The organism is Mangrovibacter phragmitis (assembly GCF_040429585.1).
GTDB classification, from domain to species: Bacteria; Pseudomonadota; Gammaproteobacteria; order Enterobacterales; family Enterobacteriaceae; genus Mangrovibacter; species Mangrovibacter phragmitis.
This window is the reverse complement of sequence record NZ_CP134782.1, coordinates 1,919,358-1,934,682: the sequence shown is the minus strand read 5'-3', so window position 1 is coordinate 1,934,682 and position 15,325 is coordinate 1,919,358. Positions and strand designations below refer to the sequence as shown.

Sequence of the window (15,325 nt, the reverse complement as noted above, 5' to 3'; positions counted from 1 at the left end):
TACTATGTAACCAATGATCTGTTAGAACAAACTCACCCATAGGCGGCAACATGGCTAAAAACTTCATATCAGAACAATTCTCGGCCATGTGCCGCGACTTAACGAACCTGTCCTCCCTTATCAAACGACTACCGCCACGGTACGCAAAAGTTGCGGCCATCCCTCCTACCAGAAAAGGAATGGAGAACGAGCCCGTCAACAAGATTGTCGTAACTGAACAAACTGGCCGCGAAGCTCTTGAACTGGCAGCGCACAGCTACAGAGATCTTCACATCAACCCAGACTATTCGCAGAAGTCTGCCAGGCGCACCGTGGGGGTACTCTGGTTCTCCCCTTCCAGGATTGGTGTAGCTGACGAAATTGCGGCGACGGTTGAACGCATCAACGCGGCCAAAGCTGGTATCGAGGAGTTCATTATCTCGACGTACCCCACCAGGCAAGAAAGGTTTGAAGCACTTCGAGTGGACTGCCCTGGCGTCATGACTCTCCACCTTTACAGACAAATTCGGTGCTATACCAATGGCGACATCGACTCTATCCGCTTCACCTGGCAACGGAAGGACTCCTTGAAGAAGCCCGTAAAAGAGGAGCTTTTGCAACGCATCAGAGAGGAGCTGGAGCGATCTGGGCCAGACTATCAACTTCCCCTGGAGCAGCTTATCCAGAAGATCGCCAGCACCCCGGAGCCTTATCTCCGGGAACGAAGGGAAGTAAAGGTTCAGCCGGTGGCAAACGTCATGGCCGCAGGGGTACTCAAAACCGTTACCGCACCAATGCCTCTGATCGTGCTCCAGGACAAGGAGGTTCAGCTCAAATTGCTTCGTAGCTTTGACGCCTCAGAACAACGCAAAACCCGATCTGATAAAGCGGCATCGGAAATCCTTGGCACCTTCGGTGGAGTCACCATCGAATCCTTCCCTGGATGAACCAGCGTGACCACGTAACAAGGCTTTTCCGCAGGCGGAAGGGCTTTGTACCACCCAAACAATTCCAATCGACAGCAGCATGATATATATTTATGATAATTACCGTATTACCGTAATTATCATAAATATTACAAATTAAAAGGAACGTTCTCATGGCAAGAAAATTGGTTGAGTTTGACGATGTAGCGGCTGCGGCCCAGAAGCTCAAGGATGCCGGTAAACGCCCAACGGTCATCGCTATCAGAGACATCATTGGCAAGGGGAGCTTTACCACCATTTCAACGTATCTCAAACAGTGGTCAGAGGAACACTCCCTCGATGAGGAGCCGGTAGAGGTAGTCCTTCCAGAATCGGTTATGAGTGATGCTGAGCTCTTCCTACAGAAGATCTATACGGTAGCCAAAGCAAGCGCCGATGAGCAGCTTGAGCGCGAGCGTGAACTGCTACGACAGAAAGAGCTTGAGTACCAGGAAGATATGCAGCAAGCCGTGGACATGGCAAATGATGCCACCGAACGGGCTGAACTACTGGAAGAACAACTTGAAGCTCTCACCAACAAAAAAACAGAGCTCGATGCGGCCCTAGGTAAGGCGGAAAACTCGCTATCCCTCAAGTCTGCGGAGCTAGAACGCTCACTGGCTGACATTGATAAGTTGGAAAAGCGGATCGTTGAGTTGGAAGACAAGCTGGAGGCGAAAGCCGCAGATCTGACCCGAGCACAGGATCACCTGGAGCAAGCTGAAAGCGAAAATCGCTCTTTGAGCCAAAAATTGGCAACTACAGAGGGTGAGTTGGAGGTGCAAAAAGGCAAGAATATAGAGCAGACAGAAAAGCTCCGGGCCGCTCAGGAACAAAATACATCGTTGAAAGAGCAGCTCGAAAATGTACAGGCCAAACTGGCCCAATCACAGGACTCCCTTGCCACAGCCAAAGCTCATGGCGAATCCGCTGAACGAGAGTGCCAGCGCCTATCTGGAGAGGTAGAAAAGCTGGACGCCAAATTATCCAGCGCCGAAGCAGAAGCTCGCGCTCTTGTTCAAGACAAAGGCATGATGGCTGGTCAGTTGCAGGAAAAAGACCAGCAGGCCAAGAGCCTCGAACAAAGACTCAATGATGCACTGACCAAAATTTCTGGGTTGGAGCAAGAGCTCGTTAAAGCTGGTAAGGGAGGGAAAAAGAAAGAGGAAAACTGATGGCGCGAAAGGCTAAATATTCAGAAGAGTGGCGACACAGAGCTGCGGCTCTTCAAACCAAGATTGAGGAGGCTATGACACTAGCCACCTCATCTATTGGCGACTATCGCTGGTTACACCGTCTCCATAGTTGGGTTACGGAGGTGGCTCAAGGTAAAGCCCCAGACTGGTGGACAGATCTGGATTGTGAAGTATCCCTCCCCCGAGAAGAAAAGCGGATCAGTACGTTCCTCTCGACACAAAAGAAGCGCATCACTCTCCAGATGTGTTTGTCGTAGGGGGCATCATGAAACAACTTCCTCCTGACACACCAGAACAATCACTGATCACTCAGTACAAAGGGCCTCGCCTTGTCGTTAAGGCCTACGCTGGAACGGGTAAAACCACGACACTGGTGAAGTACGCCCACAACAACCTCGATTCACGTATCCTCTACTTGGCATACAACCGGGCTATCCGCGACGAGGCAAGAGAAAAGTTTCCTGCAAACGTAGACTGCAAAACGTCCCACCAGCTTGCCTACGCCACTATAGGAAGAGGCTACCAGCACAAACTCTCCGGCAACCTAAGGCTCACCGATATTGCCCAAGCGGTGAATACCAAGAACTGGACGTTTGCCAAAGATATTCTCGATACGCTCAACGCCTTTATGTGCAGTGCAGACATGCGGATTCTTTATACGCATTTTGCTCGCGCCGATACGGGTAAAGTGCTTACGTCCAAACAGGAGAGATACCAAATCCAGGTGGTCGAAGGTGCTGAGCTCATATGGAAACGGATGACAAACGTTCAAGATCCGTTCCCGACCGTACACGACTGCTACCTCAAACAGTATCAGCTCGGGATGCCGAATCTGTCTCGCCGGTACACCACCATTCTTTTTGATGAGGCACAAGACGCTAACCCCGTAACAAGTAGCATCGTCCTACAGCAGAACTGCAAGGTAATCCTGGTTGGAGATCGCCACCAGCAGATCTATAGGTTCAGAGGCGCAAATAACGCCCTTGATAGCAAAGAGCTCATGAACGCCGACCAACTCTATCTCACTCATAGCTTCCGCTTTGGCCCTAACGTTTCCCTAGTGGCAAACGCCCTTCTTGAACTCAAAGGTGAAACACGACCTGTTGTTGGCCGGGGACCAGCAGATGGGGTCTGAAGCCCAATGGAACGAAAACGTACTATAAGGACTTCCTCCCGATGTCAATGGGTGCTCTGAACGCAATCACAATGAAGATTAAGATGCAGTACTATAAGCGGTCATACTGGAATATTCTGTTCCGGACCAAAATGGGGTTCTAGGGATTTTCCCCTCTAAAAAGACATAATCCTCTGTAGACCACACCAATAAATGGCTGCGGAGGTGGGTTACTACTTATAAGTGTGGCAAATTAGGTAAATATCGTACATTTAATACGGAACAGCCCTGATATGGCCATCAAAAACGAAATTACTATTCTCACGAGAGCAGAACAGGCAAATCTTTATTCCCCACCCATTTTTTCAATCGAAGAACAACGTCTGTACTTTTCTCTGAACGATGCGGAATTGGCAGTTTTTCGGTCAATTCGTCTCAGAGCTCATAGATGTTACTTTGTCGCGATTTTGGGATACTTCAAATCAAAGCCCGTCATCCTAGATATCGCTTACTCGCAGGTTTCTAAGGATTTAATGTTCATCAGTAAAGAGCTGCTTGGCGGCAAGGGGCTCAGACCATTCACTCCCTCACAAAAACAAAAAGATCGACTCTACGCAAAAGTATTAGACCTTGCTGGTTATCACAAATGGGACGAAAGTCAGCACTTCAATTCTCTTTTCGACCACCTTGTTCAGGTGGGCAATGCCTGGCTGGAGCCGCGTTACCTCTTTGATACTGCTATTGAATTCCTAACCAGTCACAGCATTGCTATCCCTAGGTACACCGTACTCCAGAGACTGATAAGCAGAGCGATGCAGCAGGTCAGAAAAGACCTGGCGCACCAACTTAATCAACTCACCAGTCCTGAACTTCACGTCTTTCTGGACAGCATAACAGCCATTGATGACGGACTAAGCCTGAACCAGCTCAGAGGCGGTGCAAAAAGTCTGACCGTACCTGAACTTAAAAAAGAGCTTGCCCTTTATCATCAGTTAGCGCCATGGCGCACGCAAATCAATGGCGTTATCGATGGGCTTAATCTGTCTCTTAAAAATCGACAACACTTCGGTGAGCTCATCAACTATTACGGTAGTAAACTCAAACGATTCAAACGCGCACAGCAGCATCTATGGTTGCTATGTCACCTGACAGAGCGGATACAACTGGCACTGGAACGGTTAACTGATGGGTTCATTTACCATATCCGCAAGCAACAAGAAGCTGCCAACACCTTTGCACAACAAGCAGTGTTCCTGTCCTGGCAGTCAGCCGCGGACAATGTCACGAAAGCGGCAGAGTTACTGCATCTGTTTGTGGATGAGAACATTGATGATAATCAACCCTTCTCAGTAGTCAGACAACAGGCATTGAAGGTCATGAATGACAGGGATATCCAGACCCTCTGCCTTTACCTGAAAAAACAGAAACGGACCGTGGAAGAGTACCAGTGGCAACATTACGATGAACAATGCAATCTCCTGGAGCAACTGTTAAGGCAGGTGTTCTTGTGCCTTGAATGTGAGGCCGGTAAAGGCTCAGAAGCCGTCGTCGCCCAACTTCAACAGATGCAGACGGAAATCGCATTCGGTGGACCACTGAAGACGATGGATACGTCGCTCATCCCGAAAAAGCACCTCCCATGGTTGGTTAAACAGGATAACGTTAACCCGCAACGTTACGAATGGCTGCTCTACCGGCAGTTAACCTCACGACTGAATGGACGCATTTATTTGCCAAATGTTACCAAATACCGCGCACTGGAAGACGACCTGATCCCCCAGACATCGCAGGATACCTTGCTGGCCTCATCAACACTGGACAGACTAAAACAGCCCGCAGAGTTATTGTTACAGGAGAAACAACACCGGCTGGAAAGTGCACTCAAAGACGTTGCTCTCCATATTGATGAGGGAGACAATCGAAATGTGATCATGAAAAATCGTACCGGTACCCGCTGGCGTCTGCCGACCAAAAGCGCTACATCTCTGGTCAACAATCCCTTTTTTAAGCGAATGCAACCGGTCGGTATCGCGGATGTACTGCGGTATGTAGAGCGCGAAACCGGGTTCATGAAATGTCTGACTCATGTACTTCCGATACAAAAACAAGGGTTCACTCATCAGGATGATTTACTGGCCATTCTGATTGCCAACGCCACTCACCGTGGTGTGTATGGCATGGCGCAGATCTCCGATCGAAGCTATGAACACCTGAGTACGGTGCAGGCCAACTATATCCGGCCTGAAACGCTGCATGACGCCAGCGACGTGATCAATAATGCGGTTGCAGCGCTACCCATCTTCCGCCACTACCATATTCAGGAGGACCAGCTGCATGCCAGTGCGGATGGTCAGAAATTCGAAACCCATCTGGAAACCTTTAAAACCCGGTACTCCTCTAAGTATTTCGGCACCAACAAAGGGATCACGGCCATGACACTGGTGGCCAACCACAGCGCCCTCAATGCTCGGATCATCGGTTCCAACGAGCACGAATCACACTATATGGAGTAGCGGGGGCATTTGAACAGAAATTTACGGTTTCGCCCTCGCAGAGCCAACCCAAACCGTAAATGCCTGCACGAAATTCACCTGCCTTTGGCCGCCTCAATGTACTTGTAGAGCGTGGGCTTTGAGATCCCCATCATTTCGCAGATCTGATTTACCGTGTGTTTCTTCTCGTCGTAAAGCTTTACGGCCAGTGCCTGTTTGTCCTTATTGAGTGCCTTAGGCCTGCCACCTTTGCGGCCACGCGCTCGCGCAGCCTGGAGGCCCGCCTGAGTACGTTCACGGATAAGGGTGCGTTCAAACTCGGCCAGCGCCCCGAAGATATGGAAGATCAGCTTGCCTGAGCTGGAAGACGTGTCGATGGCTTCCTGGAGGCTCTTCAATCCGATTCCCTTGGATTCCAGCAATGTCACCATCTCGATCAAGTCTTTGAGTGACCGGCTCAGTCGATCCATTCGCCAAACCACTAGGGTGTCACCGGCTCTCGCGTACTGCAAAGCCCGGTGCAGCCCTGGACGCTCTGCCTTGGCACCGCTCAGCTGATCCTCGAAGATCTGCTCACATCCGACCTGGTCGAGAGCATCCCGTTGTAAGTTGAGGTTCTGATCGTCGGTCGAGACCCGCGCATAACCAACCAGCATGTGTTTCTCACTCTCCAGCTAACTTTACAAATTTTTAGGTGCTCCCACCGGATCTAAAACGTTGGCAGTTGTCGCAGCTATCCGGTCATCGCTCGTAAAAGTTAAATTACTCTTAACTCTAGGAGGTATATTAACATTGAAATATTAACCGAGTATATTTACTTTGTTTGCATTGTAACTCCGTTGCCTTTCAGGACTATGCGAGTTGGTTAATAAAACGAGGGTTTTCTTTACTCACTGGTTGACGAGAGATTTATATGCGGATAATAAAGTTTCATCCCATATAATAAAGTATCATCCTAAGCAATAAAGTTTCATACTGCTAAGTGGCAACTTGTAGTAGTAAAACTTTACCAGTTCTTGCTGCTTGTTCTGCGAAACTGGTAATTTGTGTCAGTTTTTCGCTGTTTTGTTTCGTAAAAGTGGCAGTTTGTTTGGTTTTTACCACTTTTGTACAATAATTTTCGATATCCAAACTGACCCCCAGCAAGAAGGCCGCGCTAAAACCAATAAGGCGATGCCGAACGGCCGTACCACGCGCCGGGTTTGTAGCCGATTTCGACGGCACTGTTGCAAAGTTAGCGATGAGGCAGCCTTTTGTCTTATTCAAAGGCCTTACATTTCAAAAACTCTGCTTACCAGGCGCATTTCGCCCAGGGGATCACCATAATAAAATGCTGAGGCCTGGCCTTTGCGTAGTGCACGCATCACCTCAATACCTTTGATGGTGGCGTAAGCCGTCTTCATGGATTTAAATCCCAGCGTGGCGCCGATTATCCGTTTCAGTTTGCCATGATCGCATTCAATCACGTTGTTCCGGTACTTAATCTGTCGGTGTTCAACGTCAGACGGGCACCGGCCTTCGCGTTTGAGCAGAGCAAGCGCGCGACCATAGGCGGGCGCTTTATCCGTGTTGATGAATCGCGGGATCTGCCACTTCTTCACGTTGTTGAGGATTTTACCCAGAAACCGGTATGCAGCTTTGCTGTTACGACGGGAGGAGAGATAAAAATCGACAGTGCGGCCCCGGCTGTCGACGGCCCGGTACAGATACGCCCAGCGGCCATTGACCTTCACGTAGGTTTCATCCATGTGCCACGGGCAAAGATCGGAAGGGTTACGCCAGTACCAGCGCAGCCGTTTTTCCATTTCAGGCGCATAACGCTGAACCCAGCGGTAAATCGTGGAGTGATCGACATTCACTCCGCGTTCAGCCAGCATCTCCTGCAGCTCACGGTAACTGATGCCGTATTTGCAGTACCAGCGTACGGCCCACAGAATGATGTCACGCTGAAAATGCCGGCCTTTGAATGGGTTCATGTGCAGCTCCATCAGCAAAAGGGGATGATAAGTTTATCACCACCGACTATTTGCAACAGTGCCCTCTTAAGTATCCAAAGATGTACATAAGCCCCTCAAAGTGACATTTAGATTATGATCTAAACAAGTGTGACAAATAGGTTATGACAAATCTACTTTTCGTGTCAATTTTTACGTGTGACTTATAAGTATACTTCATTGTCATACGAAGATCGTGATTTGATTTTGAATTTTAGTTGACCTATTATTGGTGTGTTAATTATTCACACATGTAGGTGGAAATATGTCACGCACAACTAGTGTTACGATTGGGTCTCAGCTAGATGAGTTTGTCGGCCAACTCATAGCGACTGGTCGCTATGGCTCAACAAGCGAAGTAGTTCGTTCTGCATTGCGGCTACTCGAAAGGCAAGAGAAACAAACCACGGCTCTAAAAATGGCGATTGAAGCCGGAGAGCAGAGTGGTCAATGCTCATTATCACTTCATGACATTGCGACTAAAGTAAAGCAGAGACACAATGTATAAACTTTCCAACCTCGCCGCAGAAGACTTTGAGCATATCTTTGAATACACCCTATTGAACTTTGGCATAGAGCAAGCAGATGCTTATACAGACAGTATGCATGACGTTTTGCTAACGCTTGCAGAACAACCTTTGATGGGTTACGAGTGCCCCGAAATTGCCGAAGGGCTTCGCCGCCACGATCACCATAAACATGCTATTTTTTATCGCCCACAACCTCATAGTATTTACATAATCCGTATTCTTCATCAGCAAATGGAACCATTGCGGCATTTCCATCCAGATATTTATTAAAATTCCTCATGGCTTACATGCCGGAAATGGGAAAACAATACGTCACTGATTTGAGTTTGTGTAACCAATAAGAGGTTTTGGCTATGCCCGTAGATTTTTTAACCACTGAACAAAAAAATAGTTACGGGCAATTTAATGGGGAGCCGAATGATGTTCAATTGGCGCGGTACTTCCATTTGGACGAGGCTGACTTAGCTTTTATTACACAAAGACGTGGTGAACACAATCGATTTGGAGTTGCGCTGCAATTAGGTTGTGTTCGCTTTCTTGGTACTTTCTTGATCGATTTAAATCAAATCCCAACGAATACCCAATGGTTTGTCGCAAGGCAACTGAATATAACCAATATTGGTATTTTGTCTGACTATTCTCAGCGCGAAACCACACGCCGCGAGCATACCGCTCTGATCCGCAATCAGTTGAAGACAGTGCCTCGGTTGAGCAATATTTACCGAATAAGATATGCCACTGCGGTGGGTGTGTTATTCCAAATCGAAAACCTTATAAACGACACCAAATCTTTGACTTGCCAGATATCTCATACACGCTTGTTGAACATCAAATCTTTAAAGGCGAGTGCGCATGGTGTGGTGATAAACACCAAGCGGAGCTTCCAGAGTATGTGCCCGATGTTCAAATGGGGCCAAATCTACATAGCTTTATCGCAATCCAGGCGACGCAGCACCACCAAAGCATAGGTAAAATACAATCTATGTTGAAAGACGTCTTCCAGCTTAACTTCTCAACAGGTGCAATATCAGCGGCGCAAGGACGAGTCACTGAATACTTAGCCGATACTCATACTCAAATTCATGAAACAGTCAAAGCATCTAAACTGATTATGGCTGATGAGACTTCGCATCAGCGCAATAATGATAAACGCTGGATGTGGGCCGCACTCAGCAATAACGTAGCCTTTTTCCAAATTAACAGCGGAAGAAACCAACATGCTGCCAAACGACTACTTGGTGAAGCGGTTTCACACCTTTTAGTGACTGACCAATATTCTGCCTACAAATATATCGACGAATCTAAGCGCCAATTATGCTGGGCTCACATATTAAGGAACGTCATCGCTATCGAGGAAAGCGTTTGTCCTGAAAACCAAAAAATCGGAGAAAAACTCGCTTTAATCGCTCATAGCGTATTCAGGTGTCATCACCGATATATCGAAGAAGAAATTACCGAAAGCCAATATTACCGCCGACTCAGGCGGTTACGAAAGAGCTGGCTTCATTGGCTCAAATTGGGTAGTTATCAATGCTCAAAACGATATCGAGGTAGATGTCGAAACCTCATCGCTGATGATGCCATGGTCTGGCGGTTTATGGACGACTCCGAGTGCCCGTTAACAAACAACGCAGCGGAGCGAGTTCTCCGTAATTACATACTGATGAGGAAGTGTTGTTACGTGACTCGCTCATATCGAGGCGACCAGTTCCGCGAACGAATGTTCTCGCTGATAGAAACAGCCAAACTTCAGCAGGTCTCTGCTTATAAATGGCTGCGTGAAATCGTCGAACATCACATGTTGAAAGTTGATTATCAGGCGCCAGTATTTTTAGCGTAAACCGTCGTCAATAGCTCGTGGGTGAATAGTTACTAGTACATGATGGGGTCGATGGGCTGTATCACGCTACCAGTGAAGAATATGACTTAATCCTCCTCGACATTATGTTGCCTAAACTCGATGGTTGGCAGGTGCTTAATACATTGCGCAGTAGTGGGATTCACACCCCAGTGATCATGCTGACAGCGAAGGAGCAAGTGGAAGATCGCGTGCGCGGTTTTGAGCTGGGTGCCAATGACTATGTCGTAAAACCTTACGCGTTTGCGGAGCTACTGGCGCGTATTCAAAACGTATTTCGTCATCATATTTCCGCGCAAGTGGTCGCATCGCCGCAAACATTACGTGTGGCAGATTTAGAACTTGATATGATCAAACGCGTTGCCACGCGCGCGGGGCAGTCGATGTCGCTTACCGCCAAAGAATATGCCCTGCTTGAGTTGTTGATGCGCAAAACTGGCCAAGTGCTTTCACGTACCACTATTGCGTCGTTAGTGTGGGATATGAACTTTGACAGCGATACCAATGTGATTGATGTGGCGGTCAAACGTCTGCGTAGCAAAGTGGACAAACCGTTCGATAAACCACTGATTCACACTGTCAGAGGGATGGGCTACAAACTCGAAGAGAGTTGTGATGCCTAAGTTTTCGCTCCCTTTTTCCATGAAAAATAAGCTCGTGCTGATGTTTGTTAGCATGACGTTCGTGACCTATTTTTCTTTGGCTTTCATCCTACAGTACGCCATTGAGCGCCACTTTTATTCGCAAGATTTCAGCTATATTTCCAGTAAGTTCAACGCCATTGAGAAAGCGTTAAAACGCTCGCCAGAGGATGTGTTCAAGCAAGCGAATAACAGCACGCTCTACATGTGGGTGTTTGAAGGCAAGCAGAACGTGTATCAGAATTCGAGCCTGACGATTCCTCAGAACCGAGCCTATAGCATTAGCTCACCTCAGGTTTTAAATCACGAGCGCGCCATCGAATGGAGTGAGGACTCGCTGAATATCCGCGCGTTTGCGTTTCAAGCTGGGGAGTATCAGGTGGTGCTCGGCATGAGTATCAACCACCATATTTTGTTTTTGGATAAACTCGACTGGATTTTGTTTTGGGCGCTCGGTTTGGCGTTTGTGATTTCTTCCGCGTTGAGCGGTTGGATTGTAAAACGTGGGTTGAAGCCGATTGTGGGGTTGAATCAGCACATTCAACAGATATCCCCAGAGCAAATGGGCATTCGTCTCGACCCCGATTCGTTGCCAATAGAACTGCGCGAGTTAGCCAACAAACACAACGCGATGCTCGATAGGTTGCAAACTGGTTTTCGCCGCTTGAGCGAGTTTTCTTCTGATATAGCACATGAGTTAAAAACGCCACTCACCAACATTACTACGCAAAATCAGGTCATTTTAGGTGCATGTCGAACGCCTGAGGAATATCAGGATGCGATTGCCTCAACGTTAGAAGAACTCAACCGCATCACGAAAACCATCAACGATTTGCTCTACATTGCCAAGGCTGAAAACAAGCTCATTCATCGCCATGACGAAGTGTTTGCGGTGCGGGAGGAAATCGACCGCTTGGTCGCGTATTTTGAAATATTGGCCGAAGATGCCGAGGTTCGAATCGTGAACTCAGGCGACGGTCAGCTCTATATGGACAAAAACATGTTTGAGCGTGCGGTGGGCAACTTGCTCTCCAACGCGATTCGCCATGCGTATGCTGATTCAACCATTGTGATTGACGTTCAAGAGGTTGATGAATGGGTTACGATATCGGTCAGCAACCAAGGTGACTCCATTGCCGAGCAAAACTTACCGTACCTTTTCGACCGATTTTATCGCGCAGATAAATCTCGCCAACATGTAGGTAGTGTCGGTGCAGGGCTAGGTTTGTCGATTACCCAATCTATCGTGCAAGCGTATGAAGGACAGATAAAAGTAACATCAGATAAAGACAAGACGCGGTTTGTTTTGATGTTGCCATCGGCAGGTGTCAATGGAAGTGATAAGTCCGTTGAAGCATAAAAGGCAAACCTTGGCTTGCCTTTTGAGACTCAAACTCGTTTTTATTTGGGTTATTGGCCCAGTTGATGAGCGGTTAGAATTGCAGAGTAGACATTTTCTGCCGTCACTGGGAATGGCATATTGTGGATGGTTTCTCCCTCGGCCGTTGAAGCTTCGGCGACCTCGCGCAATTTATCGTGATTAAGCTCTTTAACGCCCATATCAAATAAGTTGGTTGGTAGACCTACCGATCGGCAGAAGGCGAGAACCGTATTAATCTCTTCCATCGCTGCGTTTTCTAGCACCAGTTGAACAAGTGTGCCGAACGCGACTTTCTCACCATGATAGAGATGGTGACACTCTTCGAGCTTGGTTAGGCCGTTATGAATAGCGTGAGCGCCTGCTAGGCCACTGCTTTCAAAACCTATACCGCTTAGGTATGTATTGGCTTCAATAATATTTTCTACCGCTTTGGTGCTCACACCATTTTCTACCGCAGCTTTTGCTTTTACACCATCTTCAAGCAAGGTTTCATAACAGAGCTTCGCAAGAGCTTGCGCTGAACGCGTCGCTAAACCACCTGCCATTGTTGCCTTACCAGAGGTCATGTTGGCACGAGCTTCAAAGTAGGTGGAGAGCGCATCGCCCATCCCCGATACCAGTAGGCGAACAGGGGCTTTGGCGATGACTGATGTATCCATGATGACCATGTCTGGATTTTTAGGGATCATCAAATATTCTGCAAACTCACCTTCAGGTGTGTATATCACCGCAAGAGCAGAGGTTGGCGCATCAGTCGAGGCAATCGTAGGAACCATCACGACAGGAATTTTGGTGTAAAACGCAACGGCCTTAGCTGTATCTAAGGTTTTACCGCCACCAATACCGACAATGACATCGTGTTTTTGAGTGGCACAAATGTCCGTTATGCGTTCAATCTCAACGCGTGAACATTCGCCACCAAAAATGTTCATAGTGAGTAGAAGCTTTTCGTCAGCAAAGCTTTGTTTGACGTCATCACCAACCAGGTTAGTCACGAACTCATCGGCAATGACTAACGGACGTTCACCTAATGTTTTCACATAGTGAGCGATAGATGTAAGTACTTGTTCACCTTGGACGTATTTGCTTGGGCTGATAATAATTTTGTCCATAATTCAAACCTTTAACCTTTTTTATGTGTGTTTTGGACTGCAATGAAAATCCATTGTAGCGATAAGGTTTATATTAGGTTTGGTGAGGTAAGTGGTGAAGGATATCTCTGGTTTTGTTCCAGCTTTTATGACCTCGGTGTCAAACCGACTGTCAGAAGTAATAAGCATTAGTATGCTTTATGGCGCCGATCACTATTCAAGCGAATTCGTCGTTTTTCGTTTCATATTGAAACAAAAAATACCGAAGTCGTTGTTTCAATATGAAACGGATTGATTTTTGTTGAGCACGTTTTTTCTCTGTTTAAGATGAATTCATACCCTACATAAAAATATAAATGGAATGAGATAGAACGATGAAAAAGTTAATTAACCAAGTCGATGATGTTGTATTGCAGCAAATGGAAGGCCTGGCATTGTCCCGCCCTGAGCTAAAAGCCAACTACGAGCCTCATTACATGTGGCATGAGGAAACGCCGGGGCAAGTGGCATTGGTTTCTGGTGGTGGCTGTGGTCATGAACCTTTGCACGCAGGTTTTATTGGTAAAGGCATGCTGACAGGCGCCTGCCCTGGTGAGGTATTTACTTCACCTACGCCTGATCAAATGTACGAATGTGGCAACCAAGTGAATACTGGAGAAGGCGTGCTATTTATCATTAAAAACTACACCGGCGACGTATTGAATTTTGAAACGGCCGTGGAGCTGCTTCATACCGATGGCATCAAAGTTGGGTCGGTGTTGGTGGATGACGATGTTGCGGTCAAAGACAGCTTGTATACCGCTGGTCGCCGTGGCGTTGCTGGAACGGTATTGGTTGAGAAGTTAGTTGGGGCTGCCGCGAACAAAGGTTATTCGTTGGAGCAATGTGAAGCTCTGGCTCGTCGCGTTAATAATCACTGTCGCTCATTTGGCGTGGCGCTTAATGCTTGTGTTGTGCCAGCGGCGGGTAAACCATCTTTTGTTCTGGAAGATGATGAAGTGGAGTTTGGTGTTGGTATCCATGGTGAACCAGGTATCAAGCGAGTGAAATACACCGATGTCGATACGTTAGTGGATGAAATGTTTGCTGAAGTTGCTGAAAACACACCTTATCAGCGCACTTTGCGTATTTGGAATCGTGACGAAGGTGAATGGGGTGAAGTGGAATCCAGCATTGAGCCTTTTGCTGCTGAACACGACTACATTGTGATGGTGAATGGTATGGGTGGTACGCCAACTTCAGAGCTTTACGGGGTGTACCGCCGTCTTGCTCATAACTGCGAGCAAGCGGGGTTCCGTATCGTGCGTAATATGGTTGGTAACTTCTGTACGTCACTCGATATGGAAGGCGTTTCAATTACGTTGCTGAAAGCAGATAAAGAGATGTTGGAGCTGTTTGATGCTCCTGTCGATACGGCCGCGATCAAGTGGTAACAGGGGGGAGCAAACATGCAAATTGAAAAACAACATATCGTTCACTGGTTAGAGCTATGTGCAAAAACGTATCAAGAGAATCAAGATTTTCTGACCGACCTTGATCGTGATATTGGTGACGCAGACCATGGTCTCAATATGAACCGAGGCTTTAAAAAAGTCGCGGAAAAACTGCCGCAATTTGCGGACCAAAATATCGGCAGCATTCTCAAGAATACGGGCATGACCTTGCTTTCTAGTGTCGGTGGGGCAAGTGGCCCGCTGTATGGCACGCTGTTTATTCGCACGGCTGCCGCTGTCGGAACTCGAGAGCAACTAACGTTTGAAGAGTTGGTTGATGCACTAAAAAGCGGTGTGGATGGCGTGGTGTCTCGTGGTAAAGCGGAACTGGGTGATAAAACCATGTGTGATGTTTGGTTACCCGTTTTAGTTAGCGTGAAGGCGTCGTTAGAAAATGGCATGAGCGCTGACCATTTATTGAATGAAATGGTTGAGCTAGCAGAAACGAACGCGGTTGCCACGATTGAAATGTTGGCGAAAAAAGGGCGAGCAAGCTATTTAGGTGAACGTAGTATTGGTCACCAAGACCCCGGCGCAACCTCTTCTTTGTTAATGATTAAAGCACTACAGCAGGCAATAGCAGGTAATTAA

General features: G+C 47.5%; 13 protein-coding genes and 3 pseudogenes. 12 read left to right on the top strand and 4 right to left on the bottom strand.

Translation table 11 applies throughout. The annotated features are described in order from the left end of the window. Positions 1-50 precede the first annotated feature (50 nt). The 4 genes and pseudogenes from MPHASIOC01_RS09360 to MPHASIOC01_RS09345 form a co-directional block, all read left to right on the top strand. Positions 51-926 carry a DNA replication terminus site-binding protein gene (locus tag MPHASIOC01_RS09360; RefSeq protein WP_353614449.1) on the top strand — a complete coding sequence of 292 codons (876 nt, stop codon included), beginning with the start codon at positions 51-53 and terminating at the stop codon, positions 924-926. Positions 927-1,078: 152 nt separating this feature from the next. Continuing rightward, a complete protein-coding gene (locus MPHASIOC01_RS09355; protein WP_353614448.1) occupies positions 1,079-2,119 on the top strand; it encodes a DNA-binding protein in 1,041 nt (346 codons plus the stop codon). Positions 2,120-2,405: 286 nt separating this feature from the next. Beyond that, positions 2,406-3,275, top strand: coding sequence for a UvrD-helicase domain-containing protein (locus MPHASIOC01_RS09350; protein ID WP_353614447.1), 870 nt, complete (start codon positions 2,406-2,408; stop codon positions 3,273-3,275). A 272-nt stretch (positions 3,276-3,547) separates the two neighbouring features. Beyond that, positions 3,548-5,761 (top strand): annotated as a pseudogene (locus MPHASIOC01_RS09345) (Tn3-like element ISShfr9 family transposase); the annotation flags it as partial. Between the two features lie 80 nt (positions 5,762-5,841). Here the strand turns inward: MPHASIOC01_RS09345 and MPHASIOC01_RS09340 are convergent. The 3 genes from MPHASIOC01_RS09340 to MPHASIOC01_RS09330 all read right to left on the bottom strand — a co-directional run bounded on the left by MPHASIOC01_RS09340 (position 5,842) and on the right by MPHASIOC01_RS09330 (position 7,722). Then, positions 5,842-6,402, bottom strand: a complete 561-nt coding sequence (locus tag MPHASIOC01_RS09340) for a recombinase family protein (RefSeq protein ID WP_353614238.1) — start codon at positions 6,400-6,402, stop codon at positions 5,842-5,844. A gap of 322 nt (positions 6,403-6,724) precedes the next feature. Beyond that, a complete protein-coding gene (locus MPHASIOC01_RS09335) occupies positions 6,725-7,012 on the bottom strand; it encodes a hypothetical protein (protein WP_353614446.1) in 288 nt (95 codons plus the stop codon). 5 nt (positions 7,013-7,017) lie between these two features. Then, entirely contained in the window at positions 7,018-7,722 is a 705-nt protein-coding gene (locus tag MPHASIOC01_RS09330; protein ID WP_001067855.1) for an IS6-like element IS26 family transposase, read from the bottom strand. A gap of 283 nt (positions 7,723-8,005) precedes the next feature. Between MPHASIOC01_RS09330 and MPHASIOC01_RS09325 the strand changes: the two genes are divergently transcribed. From MPHASIOC01_RS09325 to MPHASIOC01_RS09300, 6 genes and pseudogenes are all read left to right on the top strand, one after another. Continuing rightward, positions 8,006-8,248, top strand: coding sequence for a type II toxin-antitoxin system ParD family antitoxin (locus MPHASIOC01_RS09325; RefSeq protein ID WP_016151373.1), 243 nt, complete (start codon positions 8,006-8,008; stop codon positions 8,246-8,248). Beyond that, positions 8,241-8,540 (top strand): type II toxin-antitoxin system RelE/ParE family toxin, encoded by a 300-nt coding sequence (locus tag MPHASIOC01_RS09320; RefSeq protein ID WP_016151372.1) that lies wholly within the window; start codon positions 8,241-8,243, stop codon positions 8,538-8,540. Before MPHASIOC01_RS09325 ends, MPHASIOC01_RS09320 begins: the two co-directional genes overlap by 8 nt. A gap of 83 nt (positions 8,541-8,623) precedes the next feature. Next, positions 8,624-8,953, top strand: a pseudogene (locus tag MPHASIOC01_RS09315) (DUF4158 domain-containing protein); the annotation flags it as partial. A gap of 35 nt (positions 8,954-8,988) precedes the next feature. Beyond that, positions 8,989-10,110, top strand: a pseudogene (tnpC, locus tag MPHASIOC01_RS09310) (IS66 family transposase); the annotation flags it as partial. A gap of 56 nt (positions 10,111-10,166) precedes the next feature. Continuing rightward, positions 10,167-10,751, top strand: a complete 585-nt coding sequence (locus tag MPHASIOC01_RS09305; RefSeq protein WP_213906411.1) for a winged helix-turn-helix domain-containing protein — start codon at positions 10,167-10,169, stop codon at positions 10,749-10,751. After that, positions 10,744-12,129 carry a heavy metal sensor histidine kinase gene (locus MPHASIOC01_RS09300; RefSeq protein ID WP_181869500.1) on the top strand — a complete coding sequence of 462 codons (1,386 nt, stop codon included), beginning with the start codon at positions 10,744-10,746 and terminating at the stop codon, positions 12,127-12,129. Before MPHASIOC01_RS09305 ends, MPHASIOC01_RS09300 begins: the two co-directional genes overlap by 8 nt. Positions 12,130-12,179: 50 nt before the next feature. Here the strand turns inward: MPHASIOC01_RS09300 and MPHASIOC01_RS09295 are convergent, their stop codons facing one another. Beyond that, positions 12,180-13,262, bottom strand: coding sequence for a glycerol dehydrogenase (locus tag MPHASIOC01_RS09295; protein ID WP_353614439.1), 1,083 nt, complete (start codon positions 13,260-13,262; stop codon positions 12,180-12,182). 353 nt (positions 13,263-13,615) lie between these two features. On the opposite strand from MPHASIOC01_RS09295, the gene dhaK reads away from it, so the two are divergent. Further along, entirely contained in the window at positions 13,616-14,674 is a 1,059-nt protein-coding gene (gene dhaK / locus MPHASIOC01_RS09290) for a dihydroxyacetone kinase subunit DhaK (protein ID WP_213906375.1), read from the top strand. A gap of 15 nt (positions 14,675-14,689) precedes the next feature. Next, positions 14,690-15,325, top strand: coding sequence for a dihydroxyacetone kinase subunit DhaL (gene dhaL / locus MPHASIOC01_RS09285; protein WP_005379705.1), 636 nt, complete (start codon positions 14,690-14,692; stop codon positions 15,323-15,325).